Origin of the sequence: Pseudomonas citronellolis (genome assembly GCF_900112375.1) — a bacterium.
In the GTDB taxonomy this organism is placed as follows: domain Bacteria; phylum Pseudomonadota; class Gammaproteobacteria; order Pseudomonadales; family Pseudomonadaceae; genus Pseudomonas; species Pseudomonas citronellolis.
The window spans coordinates 26,443-41,151 of sequence record NZ_FOLS01000037.1; the positions used below are offsets into that span (position 1 = coordinate 26,443).

Genomic DNA, 14,709 nt, shown 5'->3' on the forward strand with positions numbered 1-14,709 from the left:
AGTCCGCTCCTACGCGGCAGCGCTCAGAAGGCGTCGCCCGGCACCCGCACCCAGCCTTCCATGAGGATGCGCGCGCTGCGGCTCATGATGGCCTTGGTCACGGTCCATTCGCCGTCCACCTGCTTCGCCTCGGCGCCCACGCGCAGGGTGCCGGAGGGGTGGCCGAAGCGCACGGCGCTGCGTTCGCCGCCACCAGCCGCGAGGTTGACCAGGGTGCCCGGCACGGCCGCGGCGGTGCCGATGGCCACGGCGGCGGTGCCCATCATCGCGTGGTGCAGCTTGCCCATGGACAGCGCGCGCACCAGCAGGTCGACGTCGCCGGCCTGCACCTGCTTGCCGCTGGAGGTGCGGTAGTCCTTGGGCGGCGAGACGAAGGCGATCTTCGGCGTGTGCTGGCGGGTGGCCGCTTCTTCGGGTGTCTTGATCAGGCCCATGCGCAGGGCGCCGGCGATGCGGATCTGCTCGAAGCGCGCCAGTTGCTCGGGATCGGAGTTGATGTCCTCGCGCAGCTCGGTGCCCTTGTAGCCGATGTCCTCGGCGTTGACGAACACCGTGGGGATGCCGGCGCTGATCATGGTCGCCTTGAAGGTGCCGACGCCGGGCACTTCCAGGTCGTCCACCAGGTTGCCGGTGGGGAACATCGAGCCACCTTCTTCGCCGTCGTCGGACGGGTCGAGGAATTCCAGCACGATCTCGGCGGCGGGGAAGGTCACCCCGTCCAGTTCGAAGTCGCCGGTTTCCTGGACCTGGCCGTTGGTCACCGGCACGTGGGCGATGATGGTCTTGTTGATGTTGGCCTGCCAGATGCGCACCACGCAGGTGCCGTTGTCCGGGATGCGCTCGGGGTCGACCAGGCCGGCGTGGAGGGCGAAGGCGCCGGCGGCGGTGGAGAGATTGCCGCAGTTGCCGCTCCAGTCGACGAAGGCCTTGTCGATGGAGATCTGCCCGTAGAGGTAGTCGACGTCGTGGCCGGGCTGGCTGCTTTTCGACAGGATCACGCACTTGCTGGTGCTGGAAGTGGCGCCGCCCATGCCGTCGATGTGCGCCGAGTAGGGGTCGGGGCTGCCGATCACGCGCATGAACAGCTTGTCGCGCGCCGCGCCCGGCACCTGGCAGCGCTCGGGCAGGTCCTGCAGGCGGAAGAACACGCCCTTGCTGGTGCCGCCGCGGATGTAGGTGGCGGGGATTTTCACTTGGGGTACGTGGGGCATGGGTCAGGTCCTGTGGGCTTTTCGTAGGAGCGAGCTTGCTCGCGAACGGCCCCGCAGCGGGGATGGGTTCGCGAGCAAGCTCGCTCCTACAGGATTGGTGCCGGCCCGCCGCTCGTGCGGGCCGGAGCCGTTAGATCACGCCGCAGACGACTCGAGGAAGTCCTTGGCGAAGCGCTGCAGCACCCCGCCGGCCTTGTACACGCTGACGTCGGCGGCGGTGTCGAGGCGGCAGGTCACCGGTACCCTGAGCACTTCACCGTTGCGGCGGTTGACCACCAGGGTCAGGTCGCAGCGCGGCGACAGTTCGCCTTCGATGTCGTAGGTCTCGGTGCCGTCCAGGCCCAGGGTCAGGCGCGTGGTGCCCGGCTTGAATTCCACCGGCAGCACGCCCATGCCCACCAGGTTGGTGCGGTGGATGCGCTCGAAGCCCTCGGCCACGATCACCTCGACGCCGGCGAGGCGCACGCCCTTGGCCGCCCAGTCGCGGGACGAGCCCTGGCCGTAGTCGGCGCCGGCGACGATGATCAGGTTCTGCTTGCGGTTCATGTAGGTCTCGATGGCTTCCCACATGCGCATCACCTTGCCTTCCGGCTCCACGCGGGCCAGCGAGCCCTTCTTCACCTGGCCATCGACCACGGCCATCTCGTTGATCAGCTGCGGGTTGGCGAAGGTGGCGCGCTGCGCGGTGAGGTGGTCGCCGCGGTGGGTTGCGTAGGAGTTGAAGTCCTCCTCCGGCAGGCCCATCTTCGCCAGGTATTCGCCGGCCGCCGAGCTGGCGAGGATGGCGTTGGACGGCGACAGGTGGTCGGTGGTGATGTTGTCCGGCAGGATCGCCAGCGGCAGCATGCCCTTGAGCGTGCGTTCGCCGGCCAGCGCGCCTTCCCAGTACGGCGGGCGGCGGATGTAGGTGGACATCGGGCGCCAGTCGTACAGCGGGCTGTCGGCTTCCTTCACGCTGCCCAGGTCGAACATCGGGATGTACACCTGGCGGAACTGCTCGGGCTTCACACTGGCCGCGACAATGGCGTCGATCTCTTCATCGGACGGCCACAGGTCCTTCAGGGTGATCGGGTTGCCTTGGCTGTCGGTGCCCAGCGGGTCCTGCTCGATGTCGAAGCGCACGGTGCCGGCGATGGCGTAGGCCACCACCAACGGCGGCGAGGCGAGGAAGGCCTGCTTGGCGTAGGGGTGGATGCGCCCGTCGAAGTTGCGGTTGCCCGAGAGCACGGCGGTGGCGTACAGGTCGCGGTCGATGATCTCCTGCTGGATCTTCGGCTCCAGCGCCCCGGACATGCCGTTGCAGGTGGTGCAGGCGTAGGCGACGATGCCGAAGCCGAGCTTTTCCAGCTCGGTCAGCAGGCCGGCTTCTTCCAGGTACAGCCTGGCGACCTTGGAGCCCGGCGCGAAGGAGGTCTTCACCCAGGGCTTGCGCACCAGGCCCAGCGCGTTGGCCTTCTTCGCCAGCAGGCCGGCGGCCACCACGTTGCGCGGGTTGGAGGTGTTGGTGCAGCTGGTGATGGCGGCGATGATCACCGCGCCGTCGGGCATCAGGCCGTGGGCTTCTTCGTCGCGGCCGGATTCCAGCTTGGCCTCGTCGGCGATGCCGCGCTCGGCCAGCGCCGAGGTCGGCAGGCGGCGGTGCGGGTTGGACGGGCCGGCCATGTTGCGCACCACGCTGCCCAGGTCGAAGCTGAGCACGCGCTCGTACTCGGCGGTCTTCAGGGCGTCGCCCCACAGGCCGAGGGTCTTGGCATAGTTCTCCACCAGCGCCACCTGCTCCGGCTCGCGGCCGGTGAGCTTGAGGTAGTCGATGGTTTGGCCATCGATGTAGAACATCGAGGCGGTGGCGCCGTATTCCGGGCACATGTTGGAGATGGTCGCACGGTCGCCGATGGACAGGCTGTCCGCCCCCTCGCCGAAGAACTCGACGTAGGCGCCGACCACGCGCTCCTTGCGCAGGAACTCGGTGATCGCCAGGACGATGTCGGTGGCGGTGATGCCGGGCTGGCGCTTGCCGGTCAGCTCGACGCCGACGATGTCGGGCAGGCGCATCATCGACGGGTGGCCGAGCATCACGGTCTCGGCTTCCAGGCCGCCGACGCCGATGGCGATCACGCCCAGGGCGTCCACGTGCGGGGTGTGCGAGTCGGTGCCCACGCAGGTGTCGGGGAAGGCCACGCCGCCGCGCGCCTGGATCACCGGGCTCATCTTCTCCAGGTTGATCTGGTGCATGATGCCGTTGCCGGCGGGGATCACGTCGACGTTCTTGAACGCGGTCTTGGTCCACTCGATGAAGTGGAAGCGGTCCTCGTTGCGGCGGTCCTCGATGGCGCGGTTCTTCTCGAAGGCCTCGGGGTCGAAGCCCGGGGCTTCCACGGCCAGGGAGTGGTCGACGATCAGCTGCGTCGGCACCACCGGGTTGACCTTGGACGGGTCGCCGCCCTGGTCGGCGATGGCGTCGCGCAGGCCGGCCAGGTCGACCAGCGCGGTCTGCCCGAGGATGTCGTGGCAGACCACGCGCGCCGGGTACCAGGGGAAGTCGAGGTCGCGCTTGCGGTAGATCAGCTGTTCCAGCGCAGCGGTCAGCAGTTCCGGCTCGCAGCGGCGCACCAGCTGTTCGGCCAGCACGCGCGAGGTGTACGGGAGTTTGTCCCAGGCACCAGCCTGGATCTCTTCGACGGCCGCACGGGCGTCGAAGTAGTCCAGTTGTGTGCCGGGCAGGCTTTTACGGTATTGGCTGTTCATGATTATTTACGGTCCTTGAGCGGCACGAACTTCAGGTCTTCGGGACCGGTGTAGTTGGCGCTCGGGCGGATGATCTTGCCGTCGATGCGCTGCTCGATGACGTGGGCGGACCAGCCGGCGGTGCGGGCGATCACGAACAGCGGGGTGAACATGGCGGTGGGCACGCCCATCATGTGGTAGCTCACGGCGCTGAACCAGTCGAGGTTGGGGAACATCTTCTTGATTTCCCACATCACGCTTTCCAGGCGCTCGGCGATGTCGTACATCTTGCTGTTGCTCTGCTCTTCGGAGAGCTGGCGGGCGACTTCCTTGATCACCTTGTTGCGCGGGTCGGACACGGTGTAGACCGGGTGGCCGAAGCCGATCACCACTTCCTTCTTCTCGACGCGGGCGCGGATGTCGGCCTCGGCTTCGTCCGGGTTGTCGTAGCGCTTCTGGATTTCGAAGGCCACTTCGTTGGCGCCGCCGTGTTTCGGGCCGCGCAGGGCGCCGATGGCGCCGGCGATGCAGGAGTACATGTCCGAGCCGGTGCCGGCGATGACGCGGGAGGTGAAGGTGGAGGCGTTGAACTCGTGCTCGGCGTACAGGTTCAGCGAGGTGTGCATGGCGCGCACCCAGGACTCGCGCGGCTTCTCGCCGTGCAGCAGGTGCAGGAAGTGGCCGCCGATGGAGTCGTCGTCGGTCTCCACGTCGATGCGCTTGCCGTTGTGGCTGAAGTGATACCAATACAGCAGGGCCGAGCCGAGGGAAGCCATCAGCTTGTCGGCGATGTCGCGGGCGCCGGGGTGGTTGTGGTCGTCCTTCTCCGGCGACAGGCAGCCGAGCACGGACACCGCGGTGCGCATCACGTCCATCGGGTGGGCCGACGGCGGCAGGGTTTCCAGGGCGGCCTTGACGCCCGCCGGCAGGCCGCGCAGGGCCTTCAGCTTGGCCTTGTAGGCGGCCAGTTCGGCGACGTTGGGCAGCTTGCCGTGGACCAGCAGGTGGGCGATTTCCTCGAATTCGCAGCGGTTGGCGAAGTCGAGCACGTCATAGCCGCGGTAGTGCAGATCGTTGCCGGTGCGGCCGACGGTGCACAGGGCGGTGTTGCCGGCGGCGGTGCCGCTCAGGGCCACGGATTTCTTCGGCTTGAAGGCGGTGGTGGTTTCAGTCGCGCTCATCGGTGTTTCCTCATCTCTATTGTTCTGGGCTTCAAGAGCCGATAAGAGCGCTGGAGGCTGTAGGCTGGACGAAGGGCATCCGCTCTCGTCGTTCAGCCTCCAGCGCTTTTTTCGGCCTTTATCGGCTTTATTTCTTACTGGCGAAGAGCGCGTCGAGCTTCTGCTCGAAGGCGTGGTAGCCGATGCGGTCGTACAGCTCGGCACGAGTCTGCATCAACTCGATGACGTTCTGCTGGTGGCCTTCCTGGCGGATCGCGGTGTACACCGCTTCGGCGGCCTTGTTGGCGGCGCGGAAGGCCGACAGCGGGTAGAGCTGGATGGCCACGCCGACCGAGGCCAGCTCGTCGCGGGTGAACAGCGGGGTGGCGCCGAACTCGGTGATGTTGGCCAGCACCGGCACGTTCAGCGCGTCGACGAAGCGCTTGTAGGTCGGCAGGTCGTAGGCGGCCTCGGCGAAGATGCCGTCGGCGCCGGCTTCCACGTAGCGCAGGCAGCGCTCGATGGCGGCGTCCACGCCCTCGGCCTGGATGGCGTCGGTGCGGGCGATGAGGAAGAAGTTCGGGTCGGTCTTGGCGTCGGCGGCGGCCTTCACGCGGTCGGCCATCTCCTCGGTGGAGACGATTTCCTTGCCCGGACGGTGGCCGCAGCGCTTGGCGCCGACCTGGTCCTCGATGTGCGCGGCGGCGGCGCCGGCCTTGATCAGGCTCTTGACCGTGCGCTCGATGTTGAAGGCGCTGGGGCCGAAGCCGGTGTCGATGTCCACCAGCAGCGGCAGGTCGCAGACGTCGGTGATGCGGCGCACGTCGGTGAGCACGTCGTCCAGGGTGTTGATGCCCAGGTCCGGCAGGCCCAGGGAGCCGGCGGCGACGCCGCCGCCGGACAGGTAGATGGCCTTGAAGCCGGCGCGCTTGGCGAGCAGGGCGTGGTTGGCGTTGATCGCACCGATCACCTGCAGCGGTTTCTCTTCGGCAAGGGCGGTACGGAAACGCTGGCCGGGGGAAAGCAGACTCATGACTCACCTCGTTCGTTGGCTGTCTTGGCTTGGGCGTCCAGGTAGTGACGCTCGATGTTGCGCTTGGAAGCGCCGATGTGACGGCGCATCAGCAGTTCGGCCAGTTCGCCGTCACGGTCGGCGATGGCATCGAGAATGCGGTGGTGCTCGGCGAAGGCCTGGCGCGGCCGGTTCGGCACGGCGGAGAACTGCAGGCGGTACATGCGCACCAGCTGGTACAGCTCGCCGCAAAGCATCTGGCTCAGGGTGCGGTTGCCGCTGCCCTGGATGATCCGGTAGTGGAAGTCGAAGTCGCCTTCCTGCTGGTAGTAGCCGCGCCCGGCCTGGAAGGCCTCGTCGCGCTCGTGGGTGTCGAGCACCCGGCGCAGCTCGTCGATCTCGGCCTGGCTCATGCGCTCGGCGGCCAGGCGGCAGGCCATGCCTTCTAGGGACTCGCGGATTTCGTACAGCTCGATCAGTTCGGCATGGCTCAGCGACACCACCCGCGCGCCGACGTGGGGCACGCGCACCAGCAGCTTCTGGCCCTCCAGGCGGTGGATCGCCTCGCGCAGCGGGCCGCGGCTGATGCCGTAGGTGCGTGCCAGCTCCGGCTCGGAGATCTTGCTGCCGGGGGCGATCTCGCCCTTGACGATGGCCGACTGGATCTTGCGGAACACGTGTTCCGAAAGCGTCTCGCCGTCGCCTTCGATGTCGTTGGGCAGGAGCAGGGATTCGTTCATGGTGTCGACAATCCACATCAGGTGCGGCGAAAACTAACCCCCCTTGTTCGTGTGGTCAAGGGGATTGTCGACAATCGTCTAATGGGCCGACGAGTTATGCACAAAGGTTCCCAGGAATCCGGCGGATGGCGGAAAAGCCCGCGCGGCGCGGCCTGGGCTGCGCTAGGCTGGGCGAAACCGCCAGGGGAGACACGTATGGGAGTCTACGACCGCTACCTGCTGCCACGGCTGATCGACTGCGCCTGCGGCATGGGCGAGGTGATGAAGCAGCGTTCGAAGCTGGTGCCGCGGGCCCGTGGCCGGGTGCTGGAGATCGGCATCGGCACCGGGTTGAACCTGGGTTTCTACGATGCGGGGAAAGTGTCGACAATCGTCGGCGTCGACCCGGCGGCGCAGATGCAGGGCCTGGCGCGCAAGCGCGCGGCGGGGATCGGCATCCCGGTGGAGATGGTGGCGCTGGAGCTGGGGCAGATTCGCGCCGACGCCGGCAGCTTCGACTCCATCGTCTGCACCTTCACCCTGTGCAGTATTCCGGACGTGCTGGCGGCGCTGCGGGAGATGCGCCGGGTGCTCAAGCCGGGCGGCGAGTTCCTCTTCTGCGAGCACGGCCTGGCGCCGGACGCTGGCGTGCGCGCCTGGCAGCACCGCCTGACGCCGATCTGGAAGCCGCTGGCCGGCGGCTGCCACTTGGACCGCGACATCCCGGCGCTGATCGAGGCCGGCGGTTTCCAGGTGCGCGAACTGAGCCGCGAGTACCTGCCGGGGCCCAGGCCGATGACCTATGTCTACAAGGGAATGGCCGACTGAAGGCGCTTCAGGCCGGCACCGGGCCCAGGGCCATCACCCGCAGGATGTGCACGCTGCGGATGAACAGGTCGGCCACCGGGCCGCGGCGGTCGGCGCGGCAGTCGTCCAGGCGCACCAGGCTGGGGGCGCAACCGGCCAGCAGGTCGAAGTAGTCACGCAGTTGCATGCGTCCGCGCAGGCGGTGCGGGCGCTGGGCGTTGTCCAGGGTTTCCAGTTCGACCCAGAGGGTGTCTTGATCCGGTTGCATGGTGGGCTCTCGCACGGCGCTGCTGCCGAAGGCTGCGTAGGAAATTGCCGAAGTACCTTTCGTATTCCCTTGGGACTGACGCCGCGCCGCCCGGTTCCCCGGGCGCCAATGAATCGTGGCGATATTCAGCTTCGGTTCAGTTAGCCCCGCGCCCGGGCACGTTTCGGCGTGGCGCCTAGGCGGCTGCGTCGCTGTCGTCGGTGCGGACCACCCAGCGGATGTTCACCCCGCGGATGAACAGGTCGCTCTGGCCATGCAGGTCCGTCAGGCGCACCAGGGCGGGCGTGTCGCCCAGCAGCAGGTCGTGGTAGTCGTTCAGGCTGATGCGCCCGCGCAGGATGCGCGGGGCGTGGTTGGGCAGGTGGGTTTCGAGTTCCACCGGCAGGCTGTCGTGATCGTGGGGCATGGCGGGCGCCGCTGGGTGCAATGAGCCCGCAACTGTAGGTTCGGCCCGGCGCCCGGCCTAGTGGAGATTCACCGCTGCTTCTGTAGGAAAAAGCCTGGGTTGCGTGTCGGCTCAGAGACCTTCGTCGTCGCGCACCAGCACGCAATGGCAGCCGTCTTCCTCTTCGTGCCAGTCGTGCAGGAAGTACATCTGCACCTTGTCGGGGCTCGGCATCACGGCGACGAAATCGCCGATCTCCGGGACGAAGAAGGCCTTGCTGCCGGGCGCGGCCTCGCACTCCACCAGGGCGCTGAAGAAGGCCGCCGGGTCGGCGTCCTCGAAGAACGCCTCGCGCTCGGCGGCGTCCCAGTCGGCGGGCGCCTCGAAGGGGCCGAGAATGAGTACCCTGGCGTCGCCCAGGTCGAGTTCCTCGGCGTCCGGGTCGGCGTCATCGGGGCGGTAGAAGCAGGCATCCACCGCCTTCGCGTCGGCCAGAATGGCCTGGCGCGCGGCCAGGCGCCGCTGCGGATCGACGCCGGCGTCGGCGCAGAGCTGGTTCCAGAAGGCTTCGGATTTGGCGGACATGGGGCGGCTCCGGCGGGGCGGCGATGGGAAAGGCGGCTAGTGTAGCGTAGGGCGTATAACCGTTCGCGGTTATACGCCGCCTGACCTTGGCCATGCCCCGCTCGGAGCCGACCTTGGCCGTTTCCGCCGACGGAAGAGGATCGCCCCGGTTCGACCCCGGCGTTGGCGGGGGCATGGGTGTAGCGGCGTATAACGCGGAGCGTTATACGCCCTACGACCGTGCTTCCCCGGAACCGTAGGAGCGAGCTTGCTCGCGAACCCCGTAGGGATTGGCGTTACGCCAGGCCGTACTTCTTCACCTTGTCGAACAGCGTGGTCTTGGCCATGCCCAGGGCCACGGCGGCCTGGCTGAGGTTGCCGGCGTGGCGTTCCAGGGCGCTTTGCAGCAGGCTGCGCTCGAAGGCTTCCACGGCTTCGGCGAAGCGCGGTTCGCTGGCGTCCGGGCCCTGGCCGCTGCTGGTCAGCACCGGCAGGCCGAGGGCGAAGCGTTCGGCGACGTTGCGCAGTTCGCGCACGTTACCCGGCCAGTCGTGGGCCATGAGGCTGGCGGCGGTGGCGTTGTCGATGGCCGGCGCCGGGCGGTCGAAGCGCAGCGAGGACTGCTGCAGGAAGTGCTCGAAGAGCATCAGGATGTCCTCGCGTCTTTCCCGCAGCGGCGGCAGTTGCAGGGTGATGACGTTGAGGCGGTAGTAGAGGTCGCTGCGGAAGCTGCCCTCGCGGCCCATGGCGGCGAGGTCCGACTTGGTCGCGGCGATCACCCGGCAGTCCACCGGGATCAGCTGGTTGGAGCCCAGGCGTTCCAGCTGGTGTTCCTGCAGCACCCGCAGCAGCTTGATCTGCAGGTTCAGCGGCATGCTCTCGATCTCGTCGAGGAACAGGCTGCCGCCGTCGGCGTGTTCGATCTTGCCGATGCGCCGCTTGCCGGCGCCGGTGAAGGCGTGGGCCTCGTGGCCGAAGATTTCGCTGTCGATCAGGCTTTCCGGCAGGCCGCCGCAGTTCAGCGCGACGAAGGCCTTGGCCTGGCGCCGGCTGTAGTCGTGCAGGCAGCGGGCGACCAGCTCCTTGCCGGTGCCGGTCTCGCCTTCGATGAGCACGTTGGCCGAGGTGTCGGCGACGTTGGCGATCAGCTCGCGCAGCGCCTGCATCGCCGGCGAACGGCCGATCAGCCGGGCTTCCAGGGCCTGGCGCCCGGCCAGTTGGCGGCGCAGCTGGCCGATCTCGCGGCTGAGCTGGCGGTGTTCCAGGGCGCGCCGCGCCACGTCCACCAGGCGCTCGGGGGCGAAGGGTTTTTCCATGAAGTCGTAGGCGCCGTCGCGCATGGCCTGCACCGCCATGGCGATGTCGCCGTGGCCGGTGATCAGCACCACCGGCAGCTGCGCGTCCTTCTCGCGCAGGCGGGCCAGCAGTTGCAGGCCGTCCATGCCGGGCAGGCGGATGTCGCTGATGACGATGCCGGGGAAGTCGGCGCCCACGCGCCGCAGCGCTTCCTCGGCGCTGGCCACGCCGTCGCTGTCGAGGTCTTCCAGGGCCAGGGCCTGCTGGCAGCCGAGCAGCACGTGGGGGTCGTCCTCGACCACCAGTACGCGGAGTTTTTCGTCGCTCATGGCGTGGGTTCCTGAGTGGGCAGCAGTGGCAGGCTGAGTTCGAAGGCGGTGCCGCCGGCCTCCGGGTGGGCCACGCCGAGGCTGCCGCCGGCGGCGGTGGCGAGGCTGGCCGAGAGCGTCAGGCCCAGGCCCAGGCCGTGCTCGCCGGGCTTGGTGGTGAAGAAGGGTTCGAACAGGTGCTCGCGGGCATCCGGCGGGATGCCCGGGCCGTTGTCGCGCACCGTCAGGTGGTACTGCGCGCCCTCGGCGCGGCCGCTGAGCCAGAGCTGGCGGTCGGCCTGCGCGCTCATGGCGTCGAGGGCGTTGGCGATCAGGTTGACCAGGATCTGTTCCAGGCGCGTCTGGTCGATGCCCAGGCACACGTCGTCGAATTCGCGGTGCAGGGCCAGCGGGCAGTCCTTCAGGCGCACCTGCAGCACCCGCAGCGCGGCGTCCACCGCCTTGCCCAGGCGCGCCTGGCCGTGGTCGTCGGCGCGCCGGGCGAAGGCGCGCAGGCTGGCGGTGATGCGGCCCATGCGGTCGACCATTTCGTTGATCGCCTCCAGGTTGCTGCTGGCGATGTCCAGGGCGCCGCGCTGGAGGAAGCGCACGGTGTTGCCGGAGAGGGTGCGCAGCGCCGCCAGCGGCTGGTTCAGCTCGTGGGCGATGCTGGTGGACATCTGCCCGATCACCGCCAGCTTGCCGGCCTGGACCAGGCGGTCCTGGGCCTTGCGCAGGGTGTCCTCGGCCTGGCGGCGCTCGCGGATCTGTTCGCGTAGATGCTGGTTGCTGGCGCGCAGGTCGGCGGTGCGCTCGGCGATGCGCCGCTCCAGTTCGTCGTTGGCCTGTTCCAGCGCCTCGCGGGCGGCCAGGCGGGTGGCCAGGACCTTGCGCCGCTCGTTCCAGGCGATCAGCAGAAACGCCAGCAGGGCGAAGCCCACCGCGGCCAGCACGCCGTGGATCATGGCTTCGCGGCGCACGTCCTGCAGCGGGCTGAGCAGGGTGAAGTCCCAGGGGGTGTCGTTCAGGCGGCGGCTCTGCTTCAGGTACAGGCGCTCGGCGTGCTGCTCGCCGCTGGCGTCGCGGTCGCGGAAGCCGATTTCCTCCACGCCCTCGCCCAGGGCCCGGCGCGAGCTGGGCTGCCATTCGTTGAGCGCCCACCAGTAGTACTGCAGGCTGCGCGCCAGGCGCTCCTTGTCCGCGGCGCTGAGCGGGCGCACCGCCTTCAGGCGCAGTTGCGGGTTGCTGGAGAGGACGATGATGCCGTTCTCGTCGCTGACGAAGGCCTGCAGCTGGGCCTTCTCCCAGCGTTCCTCCAGGGCCTCCATCTTCACCTTGACCACCGCCACGCCGACGATGCGCCCGCCGTGCACCAGGCCGTGGGCCAGGTAGTAGCCGGGCTCGCCGACGGTGCTGCCGATGCCGTAGAAGCGCCCCGGGCGGCCCTGCACGGCGTCCTGGAAGTAGGCGCGGAAGGACAGGTCCTCGCCCAGGTAGCTGTCGGCGTCCTGCCAGTTGCTGGTGGCCAGCACGCGGCCGGAGGTGTCGAGCAGGTAGATGGCGCGGCTGCCGGCGCGGCGGTTGAGGCCTTCGAGGTAGGCGTTGACCAGGTCGCGGCGGTAGGGCGTGGGTTCCAGCAGCAGGCGGGTGACGTTGTTTTCCAGCTCCAGCAGGCTGGGCAGGTAGGTGTAGCGGCTGATCTCGCTTTCCACCCCGCGGGCGTGCAGTTCCAGCTGGCGCTCGCCGCTGGCGACCAGGGCGCGGGTGCCGGCGCCGGCGCTGACCAGGTAGCCGCCGTAGCCGAAGCCGAGCATCAGCAGGATCAGCGGAATCGGCAACAGCAGGTTGCGCACGAGGCTCGGCTTCACGTTCGGCGGTGGCAGGGTCAATGGCTGGGCGGGCATTGCATCACAGTCGTCGGAAGCGGACCAGCCCGGCGCCGGGCCGGGCCGATGGAGAGGTGCCAATGCTGCTCTTCGTAGGAGCGAGCTTGCTCGCGAACAGACGCCGCAGCGGGGCTCGTTCGCGAGCAAGCTCGCTCCTACGAGAAGCCATGCGGCTTCAGTGGGTGAGGATCTTGGCCAGGAACTGCCGGGCGCGCTCGGAGCGGGCTTCCAGGTCGCCGAAGAACTCCTCCTTGGCGCAGTCTTCGACGATCTGCCCGCGGTCCATGAAGATCACCCGGTCGGCCACCTTGCGGGCGAAGCCCATCTCGTGGGTCACGCACATCATGGTCATGCCTTCCTGGGCCAGCTGGACCATCACGTCGAGCACTTCGTTGACCATCTCCGGGTCCAGCGCCGAGGTCGGTTCGTCGAACAGCATCACGATCGGGTCCATGGCCAGAGCGCGGGCGATGGCCACGCGCTGCTGCTGGCCGCCGGAAAGCTGGCCGGGGTGCTTGTGGGCGTGGGCCTTGAGGCCGACGCGGTCGAGCAGCGCCAGGCCCTTCTCGGTGGCCTCGTCCTTGCCGCGGCCGAGCACCTTGACCTGGGCGATGGTCAGGTTCTCGGTAATGGTCAGGTGCGGGAACAGCTCGAAGTGCTGGAACACCATGCCCACCCGCGAGCGCAGCTTCGGCAGGTTGGTCCTGGGATCGGCGATGGAAGTGCCGTCGACCACGATGTCGCCCTTCTGGAACGGCTCCAGGGCGTTGACGCACTTGATCAGCGTCGACTTGCCCGAACCGGACGGCCCGCAGACCACCACCACTTCACCCTTGGCGACCGAGGTGCTGCAGTCGGTGAGGACCTGGAAGTCGCCGTACCACTTGTTGACGTTGTCGATGGTGATCATAGGGCTAACCCTTTCTGCAGGCGCTTGACCGCGAAGGAGGCGGTGAAGCTGACGATGAAGTAGACGAGACCGGCGAAGATCAGGAATTCGTGGGGCTGGCCGATGATGTCGCCGCGCGAGCGCGCCGCGTTGAGGAAGTCCATCAGGCCGACGGTGTAGACCAGCGAGGTGTCCTGGAACAGGATGATGCTCTGCTGCAGCAGCAGCGGGGTCATCTTGCGGAACGCCTGGGGCAGGATGATCAGCCGCATGCACTGGCCGTAGGTCATGCCAAGGGCTTGCGCCGCGCCCATCTGGCCTTTCGGGATGGCCTGGATGCCGGCGCGGACGATCTCGCAGAAGTACGCCGCCTCGAACATCACGAAGGCCACCAGGCAGCTGGTGAAGGCGCCCACCGGGGTGTCGCTGCCGGTGATCCAGCGCAGGATGTAGGGCACCGCCAGGTAGAACCAGGTGATCACCAGCAGCAGCGGGATGGAACGGAAGTAGTTGACGTAGAAGCCGGCGAGGTTACTCAGCAGGCGGTTGTGGGACAGGCGCATCAGCGCCAGCAGGGTGCCCAGCACCACGCCGCCGAGCACGCCCAGGCCGGTCAGCTGCAGGGTCATGGCCATGCCGTCCCACAGGCCCGGCAGCGCCGGGACGATCGAGCTGAAGTCCATCATTTGCCTCCCACGGAAATCAGCCCGGGCAGCGCGACCTTGCGCTCGACCAGGCGCATGAACAGCATCAGGCTCATGTTCAGGGTGAAGTAGATCGCCGTGGCCAGGGTGAAGGCCTCGAACAGGTTGGCGCTGAACTCGGCAGTCTGCTTGGTCTGCGCCAGCAGCTCCATGAGGCCGATCAGCGAGGCCACCGAGGAGTTCTTGAAGATGTTGAGGAACTCCGAGGTCAGCGGCGGGATGATGATGCGCAAGGCCTGCGGCAGCAGCACGTAGCGGTACACCTGCGGCAGGCTGAAGCCCATGGCGCGGCCGGCGGCGACCTGCCCCCCGGGCAGCGCCTGGATGCCGGTGCGCACCTGCTCGCAGACGCGCGCGGCGGTGAACAGGCCCAGGCACACCACGACGCTGACGAAGGCCGAGGTCTCCGGCGCCAGGCCGAGCTTGAACCAGTCCTGCAGCGGCTGCGGCAGCAGGTCCGGGACCAGGAAGTACCAGATGAACAGCTGCACCAGCAGCGGCACGTTGCGGAACAGCTCGACGTAGCCGGTGCCGATGGCCGACAGCCAGCGGTTCGGCACGGTGCGCAGCACGCCCAGCAGCGAGCCCAGCGCCAGCGCGAGGAGCCAGGCGCTGAGGGCGACGGCGATGGTCCAGCCCAGGCCGGTGAGGTACCAGTCCAGGTAGATCTCGTCGCCGATCCCGGTGGACTTGAAGAACACGCCCCAGTCCCAGTTGTAGTTCATGAAGGTTGCCCTCGATGGCCCCGTGCGGGGCGTCGAAACGGCCGGAACGCG

At 68.0% G+C, this 14,709-nt stretch carries 14 protein-coding genes; 1 reads left to right on the plus strand and 13 read right to left on the minus strand.

The window, feature by feature from the left end; all coding sequences use genetic code 11:
• Nucleotides 1-23 precede the first annotated feature (23 nt).
• From prpF to BM060_RS27485, 5 genes are all read right to left on the minus strand, one after another.
• Nucleotides 24-1,211 (minus strand): 2-methylaconitate cis-trans isomerase PrpF, encoded by a 1,188-nt coding sequence (gene prpF, locus BM060_RS27465; RefSeq protein ID WP_074984965.1) that lies wholly within the window; start codon nt 1,209-1,211, stop codon nt 24-26.
• A gap of 135 nt (nt 1,212-1,346) precedes the next feature.
• Nucleotides 1,347-3,956: a Fe/S-dependent 2-methylisocitrate dehydratase AcnD gene (acnD, locus tag BM060_RS27470; protein ID WP_074984967.1), complete on the minus strand. Its 2,610-nt coding sequence runs from the start codon at nt 3,954-3,956 to the stop codon at nt 1,347-1,349.
• A 2-nt stretch (nt 3,957-3,958) separates the two neighbouring features.
• Nucleotides 3,959-5,116 carry a bifunctional 2-methylcitrate synthase/citrate synthase gene (gene prpC / locus BM060_RS27475; RefSeq protein ID WP_074984969.1) on the minus strand — a complete coding sequence of 386 codons (1,158 nt, stop codon included), beginning with the start codon at nt 5,114-5,116 and terminating at the stop codon, nt 3,959-3,961.
• Nucleotides 5,117-5,243: 127 nt separating this feature from the next.
• The gene (prpB, locus tag BM060_RS27480; RefSeq protein ID WP_009615988.1) at nt 5,244-6,128 is read right to left on the minus strand and encodes a methylisocitrate lyase; all 885 of its coding nucleotides are present in this window, start codon (nt 6,126-6,128) and stop codon (nt 5,244-5,246) included.
• Nucleotides 6,125-6,847: a GntR family transcriptional regulator gene (locus BM060_RS27485; protein WP_074985029.1), complete on the minus strand. Its 723-nt coding sequence runs from the start codon at nt 6,845-6,847 to the stop codon at nt 6,125-6,127. Before BM060_RS27485 ends, prpB begins: the two co-directional genes overlap by 4 nt.
• 195 nt (nt 6,848-7,042) lie before the next feature.
• Here BM060_RS27485 and BM060_RS27490 point away from each other — a divergent pair, with 195 nt between their 5' ends.
• Nucleotides 7,043-7,654 carry a class I SAM-dependent methyltransferase gene (locus tag BM060_RS27490; RefSeq protein WP_058070652.1) on the plus strand — a complete coding sequence of 204 codons (612 nt, stop codon included), beginning with the start codon at nt 7,043-7,045 and terminating at the stop codon, nt 7,652-7,654.
• Between the two features lie 7 nt (nt 7,655-7,661).
• Here the strand turns inward: BM060_RS27490 and BM060_RS27495 are convergent, their stop codons facing one another.
• From BM060_RS27495 to BM060_RS27530, 8 genes are all read right to left on the minus strand, one after another.
• A complete protein-coding gene (locus tag BM060_RS27495) occupies nt 7,662-7,901 on the minus strand; it encodes a hypothetical protein (protein WP_009615991.1) in 240 nt (79 codons plus the stop codon).
• Nucleotides 7,902-8,076: 175 nt separating this feature from the next.
• A complete protein-coding gene (locus BM060_RS27500) occupies nt 8,077-8,307 on the minus strand; it encodes a hypothetical protein (RefSeq protein WP_009615992.1) in 231 nt (76 codons plus the stop codon).
• 111 nt (nt 8,308-8,418) lie between these two features.
• Complete coding sequence (locus BM060_RS27505) at nt 8,419-8,871, minus strand: hypothetical protein (protein WP_069863417.1); 453 nt, start codon at nt 8,869-8,871, stop codon at nt 8,419-8,421.
• 275 nt (nt 8,872-9,146) lie between these two features.
• Nucleotides 9,147-10,475, minus strand: a complete 1,329-nt coding sequence (gene aauR, locus BM060_RS27510) for a two-component response regulator AauR (protein WP_074984972.1) — start codon at nt 10,473-10,475, stop codon at nt 9,147-9,149.
• Complete coding sequence (locus BM060_RS27515; RefSeq protein ID WP_074984975.1) at nt 10,472-12,358, minus strand: sensor histidine kinase; 1,887 nt, start codon at nt 12,356-12,358, stop codon at nt 10,472-10,474. Before BM060_RS27515 ends, aauR begins: the two co-directional genes overlap by 4 nt.
• 157 nt (nt 12,359-12,515) lie before the next feature.
• Complete coding sequence (locus BM060_RS27520) at nt 12,516-13,250, minus strand: amino acid ABC transporter ATP-binding protein (RefSeq protein ID WP_058070655.1); 735 nt, start codon at nt 13,248-13,250, stop codon at nt 12,516-12,518.
• Nucleotides 13,247-13,915 (minus strand): amino acid ABC transporter permease, encoded by a 669-nt coding sequence (locus BM060_RS27525; protein ID WP_174672455.1) that lies wholly within the window; start codon nt 13,913-13,915, stop codon nt 13,247-13,249. Before BM060_RS27525 ends, BM060_RS27520 begins: the two co-directional genes overlap by 4 nt.
• Nucleotides 13,912-14,658 carry an amino acid ABC transporter permease gene (locus BM060_RS27530; protein WP_074984980.1) on the minus strand — a complete coding sequence of 249 codons (747 nt, stop codon included), beginning with the start codon at nt 14,656-14,658 and terminating at the stop codon, nt 13,912-13,914. The genes BM060_RS27525 and BM060_RS27530 overlap by 4 nt, the downstream gene beginning before the upstream one ends.
• Nucleotides 14,659-14,709 lie beyond the last annotated feature (51 nt).